Annotated in this window: 13 protein-coding genes; 10 read left to right on the forward strand and 3 right to left on the reverse strand. The window is 68.2% G+C overall.

Going from position 1 to position 14,395, the window contains the following annotated elements; all coding sequences use genetic code 11:
* Positions 1–15 precede the first annotated feature (15 nt).
* The 8 genes from JJL56_RS11470 to JJL56_RS11505 all read left to right on the forward strand — a co-directional run bounded on the left by JJL56_RS11470 (position 16) and on the right by JJL56_RS11505 (position 9,340).
* Positions 16–1,614 carry an undecaprenyl-phosphate glucose phosphotransferase gene (locus tag JJL56_RS11470; RefSeq protein WP_186452861.1) on the forward strand — a complete coding sequence of 533 codons (1,599 nt, stop codon included), beginning with the start codon at positions 16–18 and terminating at the stop codon, positions 1,612–1,614.
* Between the two features lie 51 nt (positions 1,615–1,665).
* A complete protein-coding gene (locus JJL56_RS11475; protein ID WP_200485192.1) occupies positions 1,666–2,745 on the forward strand; it encodes an NAD-dependent epimerase/dehydratase family protein in 1,080 nt (359 codons plus the stop codon).
* Positions 2,742–3,548 carry a WecB/TagA/CpsF family glycosyltransferase gene (locus JJL56_RS11480; RefSeq protein WP_145624564.1) on the forward strand — a complete coding sequence of 269 codons (807 nt, stop codon included), beginning with the start codon at positions 2,742–2,744 and terminating at the stop codon, positions 3,546–3,548. The genes JJL56_RS11475 and JJL56_RS11480 overlap by 4 nt, the downstream gene beginning before the upstream one ends.
* Positions 3,549–3,746: 198 nt before the next feature.
* Positions 3,747–5,003, forward strand: a complete 1,257-nt coding sequence (locus JJL56_RS11485; RefSeq protein ID WP_200485193.1) for a glycosyltransferase family 4 protein — start codon at positions 3,747–3,749, stop codon at positions 5,001–5,003.
* 45 nt (positions 5,004–5,048) lie between these two features.
* Positions 5,049–6,128, forward strand: coding sequence for a GDP-mannose 4,6-dehydratase (locus JJL56_RS11490; RefSeq protein ID WP_200485194.1), 1,080 nt, complete (start codon positions 5,049–5,051; stop codon positions 6,126–6,128).
* 27 nt (positions 6,129–6,155) lie between these two features.
* Positions 6,156–7,175 (forward strand): NAD-dependent epimerase/dehydratase family protein, encoded by a 1,020-nt coding sequence (locus JJL56_RS11495; RefSeq protein WP_200485195.1) that lies wholly within the window; start codon positions 6,156–6,158, stop codon positions 7,173–7,175.
* A 64-nt stretch (positions 7,176–7,239) separates the two neighbouring features.
* A complete protein-coding gene (locus JJL56_RS11500) occupies positions 7,240–8,676 on the forward strand; it encodes a UDP-glucose dehydrogenase family protein (protein ID WP_145624933.1) in 1,437 nt (478 codons plus the stop codon).
* A gap of 163 nt (positions 8,677–8,839) precedes the next feature.
* Positions 8,840–9,340 (forward strand): response regulator, encoded by a 501-nt coding sequence (locus JJL56_RS11505; protein ID WP_247891032.1) that lies wholly within the window; start codon positions 8,840–8,842, stop codon positions 9,338–9,340.
* On the opposite strand, the gene JJL56_RS11510 is transcribed toward JJL56_RS11505, so the two are convergent.
* Positions 9,297–9,971: a response regulator transcription factor gene (locus JJL56_RS11510; RefSeq protein WP_247891033.1), complete on the reverse strand. Its 675-nt coding sequence runs from the start codon at positions 9,969–9,971 to the stop codon at positions 9,297–9,299. The genes JJL56_RS11505 and JJL56_RS11510 overlap by 44 nt on opposite strands.
* An 889-nt stretch (positions 9,972–10,860) precedes the next feature.
* On the opposite strand from JJL56_RS11510, the gene JJL56_RS11515 reads away from it, so the two are divergent.
* A complete protein-coding gene (locus tag JJL56_RS11515) occupies positions 10,861–11,559 on the forward strand; it encodes a response regulator transcription factor (protein ID WP_247889359.1) in 699 nt (232 codons plus the stop codon).
* A 60-nt stretch (positions 11,560–11,619) separates the two neighbouring features.
* On the opposite strand, the gene JJL56_RS11520 is transcribed toward JJL56_RS11515, so the two are convergent.
* The gene (locus JJL56_RS11520) at positions 11,620–12,495 is read right to left on the reverse strand and encodes a response regulator transcription factor (protein ID WP_145624545.1); all 876 of its coding nucleotides are present in this window, start codon (positions 12,493–12,495) and stop codon (positions 11,620–11,622) included.
* Between the two features lie 41 nt (positions 12,496–12,536).
* Here JJL56_RS11520 and JJL56_RS11525 point away from each other — a divergent pair, with 41 nt between their 5' ends.
* Positions 12,537–12,812 (forward strand): hypothetical protein, encoded by a 276-nt coding sequence (locus JJL56_RS11525; RefSeq protein ID WP_200485198.1) that lies wholly within the window; start codon positions 12,537–12,539, stop codon positions 12,810–12,812.
* A gap of 37 nt (positions 12,813–12,849) precedes the next feature.
* On the opposite strand, the gene JJL56_RS11530 is transcribed toward JJL56_RS11525, so the two are convergent.
* Positions 12,850–14,355: a right-handed parallel beta-helix repeat-containing protein gene (locus JJL56_RS11530; RefSeq protein WP_247891034.1), complete on the reverse strand. Its 1,506-nt coding sequence runs from the start codon at positions 14,353–14,355 to the stop codon at positions 12,850–12,852.
* Between the last annotated feature and the right edge of the window lie 40 nt (positions 14,356–14,395).

Consider the following 14,395-nt stretch of genomic DNA (forward strand, 5'->3'; position numbering starts at 1 on the left):
AACAGGGAACGGCGGATGTTCGAACTCCCTTCACGAGACAGCTCGGCGAAGCCGGAATACGGCACGCGCGTGGGGATGGCCTTCCAAGGCCCGCGCCCGGCGTCCATGTCGCCGGTCGCCGCGGCGGCTTCCGCCCCCGCCCTGCTGTGCGGGCTGGTGGCCGCGGACGCGCTGATGGTCGTCGGGACGGGGCTGGCGGCGGAAGGCATCGCCGCCCGTCTGCTGCGGGCCGCCCCGGCCGATCCGGCCCTGTTCACAGACGCCGTTCATGCTTTCGCAGGCGTCTTCAACGCCGCGGTCGGCCCGCTGGCGGTGCTGTCGCTGATGTGCTTCTACAGCGCGGGCTGCTACCGCAACCTGCGTCCCAAGGCGGTGCGGCGGACCATCGGTTCGCACGCCGGGCCGCTGTTCGGGGCCTGGACGGCGGCCTTCCTGGTGCTCGTCCTCATGCTCGGCGTGACGGGGGATCTGCGGCGGCTGGACACGGCGGCGGCGGGGACGCTGTGGCTGTGGTACGGGCTCGGCCTGTTCGGGTTGACCGCGTTGCGCGGCCTCTTCCTCCGCTTGGCGCGCGACTGGAACCTGGCCGGCGGTTTGCGACAGCGGACCCTGCTGGTCGGCACCAACGATCTCGCCTTCGAATGGCTGGACCGGCTCCAGCGCGCGGAAGGGGCGGGCTATCAGGTGATCGGCGCGGTGTCCACCGCGGCGGACCGGCCGACATCCATGAACGCTCCGCCCCTGGCCACCGCCCGGCTGGCCGGGGTGCCGGTGCTGGGAAGCGTGACCGGGCTGGTCGAGCAGGTGCGCAAGAACCGCATCGACCTCGTGGTGGTGGCCCTGCCCTGGAGCGCCGAGGCCGAGATCACCGACATTCTGGAACGGCTGCGCGTCCTTGCGGTGGACGTCCGCCTGCTGCCGCATCGGCTGATCGCCCGCACCGCGGGCCTGTCGGTCGATGCGACGGCGGGCATTCCGCTGCTGGGCGTTATCCATCACCCGCTGGCCGGCTGGCGCGGCGTGCTGAAGCGGTCGGAGGACCTGCTGATCGGCGGCGCGGCGCTGGCCGCGCTGGCGCCGCTTCTGCTGCTGGCTGCGGCGGCGATCAAGCTGGAAAGCCCCGGCCCAGTGCTGTTCCGCCAGAAGCGCTTCGGCTTCAACAACGAAGAATTCGAAATCTGGAAGTTCCGCACGATGCACACCGACCGCGGCGACCAGTCGGGCGCGCAGCGGACCGTGCGCAACGATCCGCGGGTGACGCGCGTTGGGCGCATTCTGCGCCGCACGAGCATCGACGAGCTTCCGCAGCTCTTCAACGTCCTGCGCGGCGACATGTCCATCGTCGGGCCGCGGCCCCATCCCGTCGCCATGAAGGCCGGGGACGTGCTGTACCACGAGGCGGTGGAGAACTACGCCTGCCGCCACCGCGTCCGTCCCGGAATCACTGGCTGGGCACAGGTGAACGGGCTGCGCGGCGAGATCGACAACCTCCACACCGCCGCCCGCCGCGTCGAGCACGACCTCTATTACGTCGACAACTGGTCCCTGGGGCTGGACGCCGAGATCATGGTGCGCACCGCCCTCCTCCTTTTCTGGGACCGCAACGCCTATTGACCGGCGAAGACACCGAAAGAGCAACGAACAACAGTGAAGGAGTTAGACGTCATGTCCGTCGCCCTTGTCACCGGTTCCTGCGGATTGATCGGGTCGGAGAGTTGCCTGCATTTCGGTGCGTTGGGAATGGACGTCGTCGGCATCGACAACGACATGCGGCGGACCTTCTTCGGCGACGAGGCATCGACCGCGTGGCAGCGCCAGACGCTGGAGCAGACGCTGCGCCAGCGCTACCGCCACCACGCCATCGACATCCGCGACGCCGCGGCCATCGACGCGCTGTTCGAGCGGCACGGCTCGGCCATCTCCCTGATCATCCACACGGCGGCCCAGCCGTCGCACGACTGGGCGGCGCGCGATCCGCAGATGGATTTCTCGGTGAACGCCAACGGCACGCTGAACCTGCTGGAGGCGGCGCGGCGGCACTGCCCGGACGCGGTGTTCATCTTCACCTCGACCAACAAGGTCTACGGCGACACGCCGAACCGCCTGCCGCTGATCGAAATGGAGACGCGCTACGAGATCGACCCGGCGCACCGCTACGCCGGCGGCATCGCCGAGGACATGTCGATCGACGCCACCCTGCACAGCCTGTTCGGCGCCTCCAAGGTGGCCGCCGACGTGCTGGTCCAGGAATACGGCCGCTATTTCGGCATGAAGACGGTGTGCTTCCGCGGCGGCTGCCTGACCGGGCCGAACCATTCGCCGACGCAGCTTCACGGCTTCCTGGCCTATCTGATGCGTTGCGCCGTCACCGGCACCCGCTACGACGTGATCGGCTACAAGGGCAAGCAGGTCCGCGACAACATCCACAGCAACGACCTGATCGCCGCCTTCCACGCCGTCCACGACGCGCCGCGCAGCGCCGAGGTCTACAACATCGGCGGGGGACGCGCGAGCAACTGCTCCATCCTGGAGGCGGTGGCTCTGTGCGAGGAGATCACCGGGCGCCCGATGGACTTGGCCTTCAAGGAGGCCAACCGCATCGGCGACCACATCTGGTGGGTCAGCTCGCTCGACCGGTTCCGCTCCCATTACCCGTCCTGGGACATCCGGCACGACGTGCGCAACATCCTCACCGACATTCACGACAGCAATCGGCGCCGCTGGCGCGTGGAGGCCGTGGCATGATCGACCATGGGAAAAAGGAAGTGCTCGGCGTCTACGTCAACGCCGTCGATTACGAGGCCGGCGTGCGCGCCATCATCGACGCGGCGGAGCAGCAAAAGCCCTTCGCGGTCAGCGCGCTTGCCGTTCATGGGGTGATGACCGGAGCGCTGGACCCCGAGCACCGTTACCGCCTGAACGCCATCGACCTCGTGACGCCGGACGGCCAGCCGGTGCGCTGGGCGTTGAACCGCCTGCACGGCGCCGCCCTGCCGGACCGCGTCTACGGCCCGAACCTGATGCTGCGCACCTGTGCGGCGGCGGCGGCGAGGGGGCTTCCCATCTACCTCTACGGCGCCACGGCGGGGCTGCTCGACACGCTGACCACGGCGCTGACCGAGCGCTTCCCCGGTCTGATCATCGCCGGCGCCCGCCCGTCCGCCTTCCGCACCCTGAGCGCCGAGGAGCGCGCGGCGGTGGACCGCGAGATCCTGGAGTCCGGCGCGCGGATCGTCTTCGTCGGGCTTGGCTGCCCGCGCCAGGAAACCTGGGTCTACGAGCACAAGGCGACGCTGTCGATGCCGCTGATCGCGGTCGGGGCGGCTTTCGACTTCATCGCCGGGAAACAGCCTCAGGCGCCGATGTGGATGCAGAATTCCGGTCTGGAATGGCTGTTCCGGCTGTCCACCGAGCCGCGGCGGCTGTGGCGGCGCTACGTCATGCTGAACCCGGCCTTCCTGTTCCTGCTGGCCTGCCAGGCGGTGCAGATGCCGCTGGTCCGCAGCGGCCAGGCGCGGCGTCCGAAAGGAGAGCTTCGATTTGGCTAGATGCTGGCCATTCCTTCGCGGTTGCCAAATACAGAAAGTGTTTTTATAAATGAAAACCCCTCCGATGCTGTGATTCTGTGTGCCGTTTTTAAAATGAAACGGCATGGTGTCGGCGGTTTTTCCTGAACGACCTCGGAACAGCGCTTTGAACCGCAACCGACGCGGTCCGCGCTTCCATGACAGTCGAGGATTCCTGCGATGAGCCTGAAGATCCTGTCGGCGATCGTCGTGCCGCCGCACCTGGCGGTCAGCGGCGCCAGCAAGGCGGCGGAGAAGTTGAGCGTCGCGCTGCAGGCGCACGACCGCATCGACATCGCGAACATGGGCATGGCGAGTCGGGTCCCGATGGACCTGAGCAAGCCGGGCGAACGGATCGACGTCCGGACATCCTGCCTCCTTGCCAGCCCCTTCGCCGGGCTCGACTCCGTCCTGCCCAACCGCGCGAAGACGCTGTTCTACCAATCGAGCATCCCGGCGCTGATCCGCCACGGCTCCTACGATCTGGTGCACATCCACAACCCGATCCCGGCGCTGGAGATGATGCGGGTGGCCCGCGCCTGCGTGGCGAAGGGCGTGCCCTATGTGGTGTCCACCCACGGCTTCGTGGAGATCGGCAACCCGGCGGCCTTCCGGCGCATGGACGCGGCGCGGCGGCTGGCCTGGGATCTGCTGATCGACCGCCCGGTCCGCTACGTCGTCCGCAACGCGGCGGCCATCTGCGCGATCTCCCCGGTGGACCTGCCCATCGTCCGGAACTTCGGCTTCACGGGGGAGGACATCGCCGTCATTCCCTACGGCGTGGACCGCCCGAACGACTGGGGCGCGCCGACCCCGGCGGACCGCGACATTCACCGCAAGTTCGGCATCCCGGAGCGGGAGGAGGGTGGCGGTCCATTCACCGCCTTCTTCCTGGCCAACCACACGGCCAACAAAGGGTTGGGCGTGCTGCTCGACGCCTTCGTGGGGCTGTCGATGCCGTTCCGCCTGATCGTCGGCGGCGAGAAGCGGGACTTCGTCGATTACGAGGCCTACCAGCGCCGCTGCGGGCCGGGCCAGACCATCCATCTCACCGGCAATCTGGCCGAGGCGGAGGTCGCCGCCATGTTCCGCCGCTCCGACCTGTTCGTCTTCCCGACCCTGGCCGACACCTTCCCCAACGTGATCCTGGAGGCGATGGCCTTCGGCGTCCCGGTGGTGGCGAGCCGGGTCGGCGGCATTCCGCATCAGGTCGACGACGGCTGCGCGGTGATCGTCGAGCCGGGCGACCCGCAGGCCCTGCGCGCCGCCGTCGAGCAACTCGCCGCCGACCCCGAGCGGCGGGCGCGGATGGGCCGCCATGGCCGCCTGCGCGCCACCCAGCGCTTCGATTGGGCCGCCGCCGCCGCCGACACCCACCGGCTTTACGAAGCGGTGGTCCGCCGCCCGGCGGGCGCCGCCGTCCTCAAGGCCGCCTGAACCCCTGCCCATCCGGTAAAAGCCGCAGCAATGGAGAAGAAATTTATGGAAGGCAAGACGCTCGTGACCGGCGGGGCCGGCTTCGTCGGCTGCAATCTGGTCAAGAACCTGCTGGAGGACGGGCGCGACGTCGTCGTCCTGGACGCCCTGCTGCGGCCGGGCAGCGAGCGGAACGCGGCGTGGCTGCAAACCCTCAACGCCGGCTCCCGCCTGACCTTCATGAAGGCCGACGTGCGCGACTTCACCGCCGTCAAATCCTGCATGGCCGGGGCGGAGGAGGTCTACCACCTCGCCGGACAGGTCGCGGTGACCTCGTCGTTGGACGATCCGCGCACCGACTTCGACATCAACGCGCTCGGCACCTTCAACGTGCTGGAGGCGGCCCGCCGGATGAAGAACCCGCCGAAGGTGGTGTTCACCTCCACCAACAAGGTCTATGGCGGGCTGGAGCATGTGGCGGTGGAGCGGACCGGCAGCCGCTACCGCTTCGTGGACCGCCCGCTCGGCGTTTCGGAGGCGGAGCCGCTGGACTTCCATTCGCCCTATGGCTGCTCCAAGGGGGCGGCGGACCAGTATGTGCGCGACTACGCCCGCATCTACGACCTGCCGACCGTCGTCTTCCGGATGAGCTGCATCTACGGCCCGCGCCAATTCGGCAACGAGGACCAGGGCTGGGTCGCGCATTTCATCATCTCGGCGCTGAGCGGGCGGCCCATCCACATTTACGGCGACGGCATGCAGGTGCGCGACGTGCTGTTCGTGGAAGACCTCGTGCGGGCCTTCCGCCTCGCCACCGAGAAGATCGAGGTCAGCCGCGGGCAGGTCTTCAACATCGGCGGTGGGCCGGAGAACACCATCTCGGTCTGGCGCGAGTTCGGGGAGATGCTCTCCACCCTGCGCGGCGAGCCGGTGGAGGCCGACTTCTCCGACTGGCGGCCCGGCGACCAGCCCTGCTACGTCAGCGACATCCGCAAGGCGGAGGAGGTTCTCGGCTGGCGCCCGCAGGTGGACCGCGACACCGGCATTCGCCGGCTGTGGGACTGGGCGGAAGGCTATCTCGCGCAGAACGGCCTGCCCACGGACCAGACCCAGTTGGAACCGGGCCGCATCGCCCTCAGCGCGTAATCCCATTCCTGTGCGGTGGAGGAACCAATGGACGTTCTTGTAACGGGCGGGGCCGGATTCATCGGCTCCCACATCACGCACCGCCTCGTGTCGCTCGGCCACCGGGTGACGGTGATCGACAACGAGTCCACCGGGCTGCGCTCCAACGTGCCGGCGGAGGTGCGCTACATCCGTGGCGACGTCACCAACCCCGACGATCTCGACAAGGCGTTCGAGGAGCGGCCCGACGCGGTGATCCACATCGCCGGGCAGGTGTCGATCATCCGCGCCTTCAGCAACCCGGTCGGCGACCTGCGCACCAACGTGGAAGGAACGGTGAACGTCCTTCAGCAGTGCGTGGAGCGCGGGGTGAAGCGCCTTCTCTACGCCAGCTCGATGAGCGCCTACGGCAACGCCGAGACCGTGCCGACGCCCGAGGACACGCCCTGCTCTCCGGTGTCCTACTACGGGGTGACGAAATACGCGGGCGAGCGCTACGTCCATCTGACCGCGGCGCGGCCCGACCTGCCGGGCGGCTTGGCGGTCACGTCCTTCCGCATGTACAACGTCTACGGACCGCGGCAGGCGGTGGATAACCCCTATCAGGGGGTGCTGGGCATCTTCCTGGGCAACATCATCCGCGGCGAGCCGATCCGTATCTACGGAGACGGCAAGCAGACCCGCGACTTCGTCTTCATCGACGACGTGGTGGACGCCTGGGTCGGCGCGCTCGACAACCCGGCCAGCCATGGGAAGATCTTCAACCTCGGCAGCGGGCGGCAGACCAGCATCAGCGAACTGGCCGACCTCGCGCTGGGGGCGCTGGGGCGGACGCGGGCGGACCATCCCGTGCTTTACCACCCCGAACGTCCGGGCGAGCAGCGCAGCGTGCAGGCGGACGTGGCCTATGCCGGGTCGGTGCTCGGCTGGACGCCGCGCACCCGGCTGGAGCAGGGGCTGGCGGAAACCGTGCGCTGGGCGCTGCGTGAGAATGGCCGCGAAAACGGCCAGGACAGCAGCGAGGACAGCGGCCAGGCGAACGGCATGGCGGAGCGCGCCGTGGCCTGACGGCCATCTTTCGAGCCGGCCAGGGATGGCTTCGGCAACGCCATCAAGCAACAGGAGTGGAATGATGCGGATCGCTGTTGTGGGGACCGGCTATGTCGGTCTCGTGTCCGGCGCCTGCTTTGCCGAATTCGGCATCGACGTGTGCTGTGTGGACAAGGATGAGACGAAAATCCGGCGCCTGAGGGGCGGCGAGATCCCCATCTACGAACCCGGCCTCGACGTCCTTGTGGCGCGCAACATGGCGGCGGATCGTCTGTCCTTCACCTCCGACCTCGCGGTCGCCATGGAGGGGGCGGACGTGGTGCTGATCGCGGTCGGCACCCCCTCCCGTCCCGGCGACGGCGGCGCGGACCTGACCTACGTGCACGCCGCGGCGGCGGAGATCGCGCGGACCATGTCCCGCTACACCGTCATCGTGACCAAATCGACCGTTCCGGTCGGCACCGGACGCCAGATCGCCGCGTTGGTGCGCGACATCAACCCGCGCGCCGAGTTCGACGTGGTGTCCAACCCGGAGTTCCTGCGCGAAGGTTCGGCCATCGGCGACTTCATGCAGCCCGACCGCGTGGTGATCGGCGCCGACTCCGACCGCGCGCGGGCGGTGATGGACGCCCTCTACCAGCCGCTGATCCGCGCCGGGACGCCCTTCGTGCGCACCGGCATCGAGACGGCGGAGCTGACGAAATACTCGGCCAACGCCTTCCTGGCCTTCAAGATCACCTTCATCAACGAGGTGGCCGACCTGTGCGAGCGGGTGGGTGCCGATGTGCAGGACGTGGCGGCGGGCATGGGGCTGGACGGGCGCATCGGGCGTCCGTTCCTGAACGCCGGGCCTGGCTTCGGCGGCTCCTGCTTCCCCAAGGACACCGAGGCGCTGGTGCGCACCGGGCGGCAGCACGGCGCGCCGGTCCGGCTGATCGAAACGGTGGTGGACGTGAACCGGGCGCGCAAGCGGCTGATGGCCGGGCGGATTCTCCAGGCCTGCGGTCCGGACGCGGCGGGCAGGAGGGTCGCCGTGCTGGGCATCACCTTCAAGCCCGACACCAACGACATGCGCGAGGCGGCGAGCCTGGAAATCATCCCGCTGCTTCAGGAGGCCGGCGTCACGGTCCATGCCTACGACCCCGCCGGCATGGAGGAGGGGCGCCACCTGCTGCCCGGCGTGGTCTGGCATGACGACGCCTACGCCCCGCTCGTCGAGGCCGACTGCGTCGCCATCCTGACGGAATGGAACGAGTTCCGCGCGCTCGATCTGGGCCGCGTCCGCAGCCTGATGCGGCGCCCGGTGATGGTGGATCTGCGCAACGTCTATACTCCGGCGGCCATGGCGGCGGCGGGGTTCCACTATTGCTCGGTCGGGCGGCGGGACGCGCGGCCCGAGGCGGCGAAGCGGCGCAAGGCGGCGGAGGCCATGCTGCTCAGCAACGGCTTTGCGGCGGACTCCTGTGTCCTTCCCTTCTCCGGACAGCTTGCGGCGGCCGCCTCCGATCTGGCGGATTGACGCGGGCGCAACGCCGGCCGACTTCGGTCACGCACCGGTGCCCTGAACGGACCGCCCCCGCCCCGGTGGCGGTCCGGCACGGGATGCCGGCTGGGATCTCCCGATTCCGAAAGACACAGCCATGATTGGCTTGGACGCGCCGGCCGGAATCCGTCGAGAATTCATGCCCCGTGCACCCTCCGGTGCGCGGGGCGGCGCCGTTCCCCCGCACCCGGACGGGGGGACCGGCGGACGGGCACCGATCGCCGTGCTGCTGATCGACGACCGCTCATTGTTCGGCGAAAGCCTCGCCGCCGCCATCAACGCCTTCGCGCCGGACGTGGCGGTCAGCCACCGGCGCAGCGCCGCGGCTCTGGCCGACCTTCCCGCCGCGCTGCGCGGCACCGACGTGGTTCTGGTGAGCATCGGGCGCGCCGACCCGGCCAAGGGGGGCGTCGGCCAACTTCTGGACGCGCTGGCGGGCAGCGGCCCCCATCCTCCCGTGGCCGTTCTGGCCGACCGTCCCAGCGCGGCGGTGGCCGACGCCGCGGTGCGCCTCGGGCTGCGCGGGGTGCTGAGCGGACGGATGCCGCTGGCCGAGGTGATCGCCGCCCTGCGGCTGATCCACGGTGGCGGTACGCTCAGCCCCGATCCGGCCGCCGATCCCGGCCCCAAACTCGGCTGAACGACTCCTGAGCGGCCGGTTCGGCCGGTTGCCAGGCCTTGCGCACGGCCTCGGCGCGGTTGGAGGCGCCCAGCGCCCGCAGGATGCCGCGGACATGGACCTTCGCCGTATTCTCGCTGATTCCCAGCTCCTGCGCGATGACGCGGTTCGATTTCCCCTCGCGAAGCCGTTGCAGCACGCCGCGCTGACGCGCCGTCAGCGCGGCGCCGGATGGCGCGGGCGGGTCGTCCTCCGTGGCCTCGCGACGCTCCGGCACGCGGTGGAGGAAGGGGGAGGGAAAGAAGGTGCCGCCGTCCGCCACCAGACGCAACGCCTCCTGGGCAACGGCGAGGCCGACGCTGGTCGGCAGACACCCCCGCACGCCCAGCCGGCTGGCTTCCAGCGGCAGGTCCGCCTCCTCCCCGTCGGACAGGACGACCAGAGGCGTGCCGCCGAAGGCACCGGCAACATCGCGCAACGTCGCCAGGACGCTGCCGTTCGGCGGGGTCAGGCTGACGACGTTGCACAGCACGACGGCGGGTTGCGTTCCAGCGGCGAGCATCGCCTTCGCCTCGCCCAGCGACGCCGCGGTCCGCATCTGCAGGGACGGGTCGCGCAGGCTGAGGCCGGCGGACAGACTTTCACGGGTCAACGGTGTTTCATCCAGAAGGAGGGCCGCGATGCTCCGGCGCCCATTCATCGGTTCCGGACCGCGTGCGGCGGCGCGGGGGGATGGAACCGCCTTCCCGCTCGAAGCCATGAAGCATGTCTCCCGACCCGTTTTCCTGGTCTTATGCTGCGCTGCACCTAGACGCTCGTCAACGTCAATCCCGCGCAGAAATAACTATGTCGGACTTTTCCTTTACCTCCTATTTGAAGCATTTCCGTTAGATTTTCGTTTCTTTCGGAGAGGTTTCGGTAATCACCATCCGGAAGCGCAGTGTCTTGTCCTTGTGATCTTTCCATTGGTCAGAGCGCACTGCTCCCCGACTTGTGCCAATGGGGTCTGTTCTTTCGGTCGCAAAGCAGAGGGTGGCGGGCGATGACCTCCCTCGGCGCGGGTCCGGGATGAGGCGGAACAGATACTCCACGCCGCTCCTATCCTCACAAAGGCGTACGCGCCCCGTGCAGAACAGCTTCATGGACGCCGGAATGGGTACGGACTGGAACGCCGACACGCCACAACCCTGCATCGAAGTGCGTATTTACCGGGCCTGCTGTTCTGGTAACGTTGAAAGCATCAAATGCAAACCGCGCAAGCATTCCTGATGATCTTCCAACAGAAACAATCCATGTGGTCGGCAGGGAAGGGCGCTGAAAATGAAAAAAATGAAATCTATCCGAGTATCCGCGAGCGGACGCGCTCACCCGAGAATTGTAGCCTCTTTGGCCGGTGACGGCAGGCGGTTGCCTGCCACCCCGGTTTGACAGGGTGCGAAACAATGGCGTTTGACCGAAAGGGGGAGCGGATGGCGACGGACATCAAGCAGCAAGCGGGGATGGCTCCAGGTATAGCCCCAGGAATAGCCCCAGGAATAGCCGTGGTCCTGGTGGACCCGAACAGCCTGACCAGGGATTGCTTCTCGCTCGGCCTCGGCACGCTGTGCCAGGACATGACCGTGCGATCGGTGGCCTCGCTGAAGGACGCTGCCGGTGTCCTGGCGCGGGACGGGCGGACCGAGGTCGTGCTGTGCAACATCGGCGCGCAGGCTGGGCTGAACGACGTCCTGTGCGCGGCCATCCGCGACGCGGTGTCGGCCTGCCTGCCGGTGCCGCTGGTGCTCATCTCGGACCGCGACGACGGCGGGATGATCCTGGAAAGCCTGCGCCTCGGCGTGCGCGGCTACATCGTGCCCAGCCTCGGGCTGGGGGTCATGCTGGAGGCGATCCGGCTGGTTGCCGCCGGGGGGACCTTCGTGCCCGCCACGTCCCTGCAATCGCTGATCGCGCCGATGCCCGGCGGCATCGCCGTTCCGCAGACCCCGCCGCCGGGTGTCCCCGTGCCGGTGACGGACCGGATCGGCGGGCTGACGCCGCGGGAAATGGCCGTGCTGACCTGCATGCGCGAAGGCAAGTCGAACAAGCTCATCGCCTACATGCTGGGCATGTGCGAGAACACCGCCAAGGCCCATGTGCGCAACGTGCTGAAGAAGCTGGGCGCCACCAACCGGACGGAGGCCGCCTTCATGGCGCACGCCCATCTGTCCCGTGGCGCGGCCCTGGAATCGAATCAGCCCTGATCGGTTGGTCCCGTGATGGAACGGTGCGGGACCCGCCCGCGCCGTTCTTGCGCGTTGCGCTCAGTTCTCCTCGCGCATGACGCGGCACACCGCTTCCGTCCGGTTGGTGGCGCCGAGCCGTCGCAGGATGTTCCGGACATGCACTTTGACGGTGCTTTCCCGCATTCCCAACTCGTGGGCGATGACCTTGTTGGGCTTGCCCTCCTGAAGGCATTCCAAGACGGCGAGTTGACGCGGGGTCAGTTGCGTCAGATGGGGCTTGCCGTTGACCGCGGAAGCCGGGACGGATAAGGCGGCGTGACGCACCGGGTCCGGCATTCCGGCCTGGTCGATGATCAGGCGGTGCAGGATGGTGGCCGGAACGAAGATGCCGCCCGCCGCGACCATACGGATCGCCTCCAGAGCCATGGTCAGGCCGACGGTGGTCGAGATGTAGCCGTGCGCGCCTTGGCGGATGGCTTCCAGCGCGGTCGCCGTTTCGTCGGAATCCGACAGAATGATCAGCGGGATGCCGTCCAGGACGGCCAGCAGTTCGGCCAGCCTCGGCCGGAAATCCGGGTCGGAGGCGAGCCGCCCGCTGAAATTGGCCAGCGCCACGTCCGGCGCCCCGTCGCGCCGCCGCACCACGCTTTCCAGGTCGGCCAGGGTCGCCGCCGTTAGCACCCGCACACCCCGTCCGCACAGGTTCAGGCTGGTGGACAGGCTTTCCCGCGTCAGTGGCGTTTCATCGTGCAGGATGGCGGTGACGACCTGATCCTCCCCCAGGGGCCGGGCGCCTCCGGACATCCGGTAGTAGGACCCGAACGAGCCGGGGTCGTTCATCGGGGCGGCGGTCAAGCGAGTGGCGGCGAGGATGTGGTTGGACGTGAAGGAGGTGACCGGTGGGGCGCGGCGGAAGGCGTTGGGCAGGCGCGTTCCGTCTTTGCACGGCAACATACAAAATCTCCCTCAGCCACACATCATGGACACGCCGTCCCGTGGAACCGTCCGGGATCGCCGCCAACGTCGCCGCCGACATCATCGGAACGAAGACTTTGGCCCTATTCGATCAAATGAACCGGATCAAGCGGGAAGGCGATGCTGCAAGAGGTCTGTGCGACCGCTTTGAGCCTATAACATCGCAGCTGGTTTTGACCGTCAATCGCAAACAAGATCATAATACTGTGCGCGGATATCCGCAAAGTACCTCCAAATTAGTAATTTTTCAAAACTGTAACAGTGATGCTGAAACCTTTACTTGTTGGAGAGCGTGAACTCTCCTCTCAAGGGATGAATGGGTCGGGGACAAGATCATCGAACCTCGTCCGTTTGGACCATCGGGGGGCAGGTCAACGGCGTCTTCTGGGGAATGCCGGTATGGACGACGCTGCCCGTCTCCTGCCCCTGGGCGCGAATGGCGTTCCAGTCGGCCTCCGCGTCGTTCCAGAACCAGACACGCTCCCCCAGATCCGCGAGGTGGTAGCGGTTGCCGTAAAGCCGGTTGCCGGCGGCAATCACGGCGTTGTCGGCGTCCACATCGGTGACGGCGCCGACGCGCGCGTTGGCGTTGCGGATGACGACGCGGTTGTCGAAGATCTCGTTGCCGACGGCGGGGGTGTAGGGGACGCGGTCCTGGGACACCACCGTCACCGCGTTGCCGTAGCCGCCCGGCACGTCGATGTCGTTGCCATAGACCTTCACGCCCCGCGCGCTGGAGATCAGGATCTGGGCGCCCCAGAACCAGCCCTGGCCGCGCTGCCCGTTGTCGGCGACCCGATTGTTGCGGATCACCCCGTCGTAGCTGATCTCGTAGGTGATGCCGTTGTCGGCGTTGCCGAAGACCAGATTGTCCTCGATCACCAGCCGGTGCACGTCGATGTCGGCCCAGATGCCGGCGCCCACATTGTCGTGAACGCAATTTCCCCGGATGAATCCGCCGCCGCCGGATTCGGTGATCTTGCCGCCGCCGCCCTCCCAATGGAAGTCGACGCCGGCATAGCCGTTGCGGGCGATCTCGTTGCCGGCGATCAGGAAGTCCGTCCCCGACCCGGAAAAGCCGGCGTGGCCGTTGTCGAGGATGCGGTTGCCGAGGATGCGGCTGCCGTTGCCGGCGTTGACGCCGACGCCGTGGTTCAGGCGCAGCGTGGTGTTTCGGACGGTCCAGCCGGGACCGAACTCCGCGTCCACGGCGGCGGCCTGGATGGGGGCGGCGTATTTCTCGATGGTCAGCGACTGGATGACGACGCCCGACGCCGTGCCGCCGAAGGCGCGTGGGGTGACGCTGGTCTCCACGGTCCGCCCGGTGGGATCGTCGCCGATCACGATCTCGTCGGCGTCGTAGTCGAAGAACCAGCGTCCCGGCCCGACGGCGGACCGGCTGCCGACATGCAGCATCGGCGCGTCGTCGATGAACAGGTCCTCCGGGCGGGCGCAGCGGGGAAAGCCGGAGCGGCAGAACTCCGCCGCGTTGACCCGGCCCTCCTGGGTCTGCCCGCGGGCGATCCAGACGGAGCCGCGGTGGACGAAGGCGGTCAGCCGGCGCGCTCCGCTCAGCACCGCGCCGGGAGCGCCCTCGAACCGGTTGCGGTCTTTCGGCACGATGGACTGCAAACGGTGGACGCCGGGCTCCAGCCGAAAGCGCGTGCCGGGGGGGTGGCGGTCCACCGCCGCCTGGATGCCGGCGCCCGGCCGCAGGGAGACGGTGGGAGGCTCCGCTCCCGCCGCCGTCATCGGGAGGCCGGCGAGAAGGAGGGCCGCCGCCGCGAGGCGGGCAAGGCGGGCGGCATGCCGCCGGGGCGTGGCGCGTCCGGTGTCCATGATGGCCTCGATGGGTTGTCCTCCGGCGATGGGCGGAAAC

It is taken from the genome of Azospirillum aestuarii, from assembly GCF_016632405.1.
GTDB classification, from domain to species: Bacteria; Pseudomonadota; Alphaproteobacteria; order Azospirillales; family Azospirillaceae; genus Azospirillum; species Azospirillum aestuarii.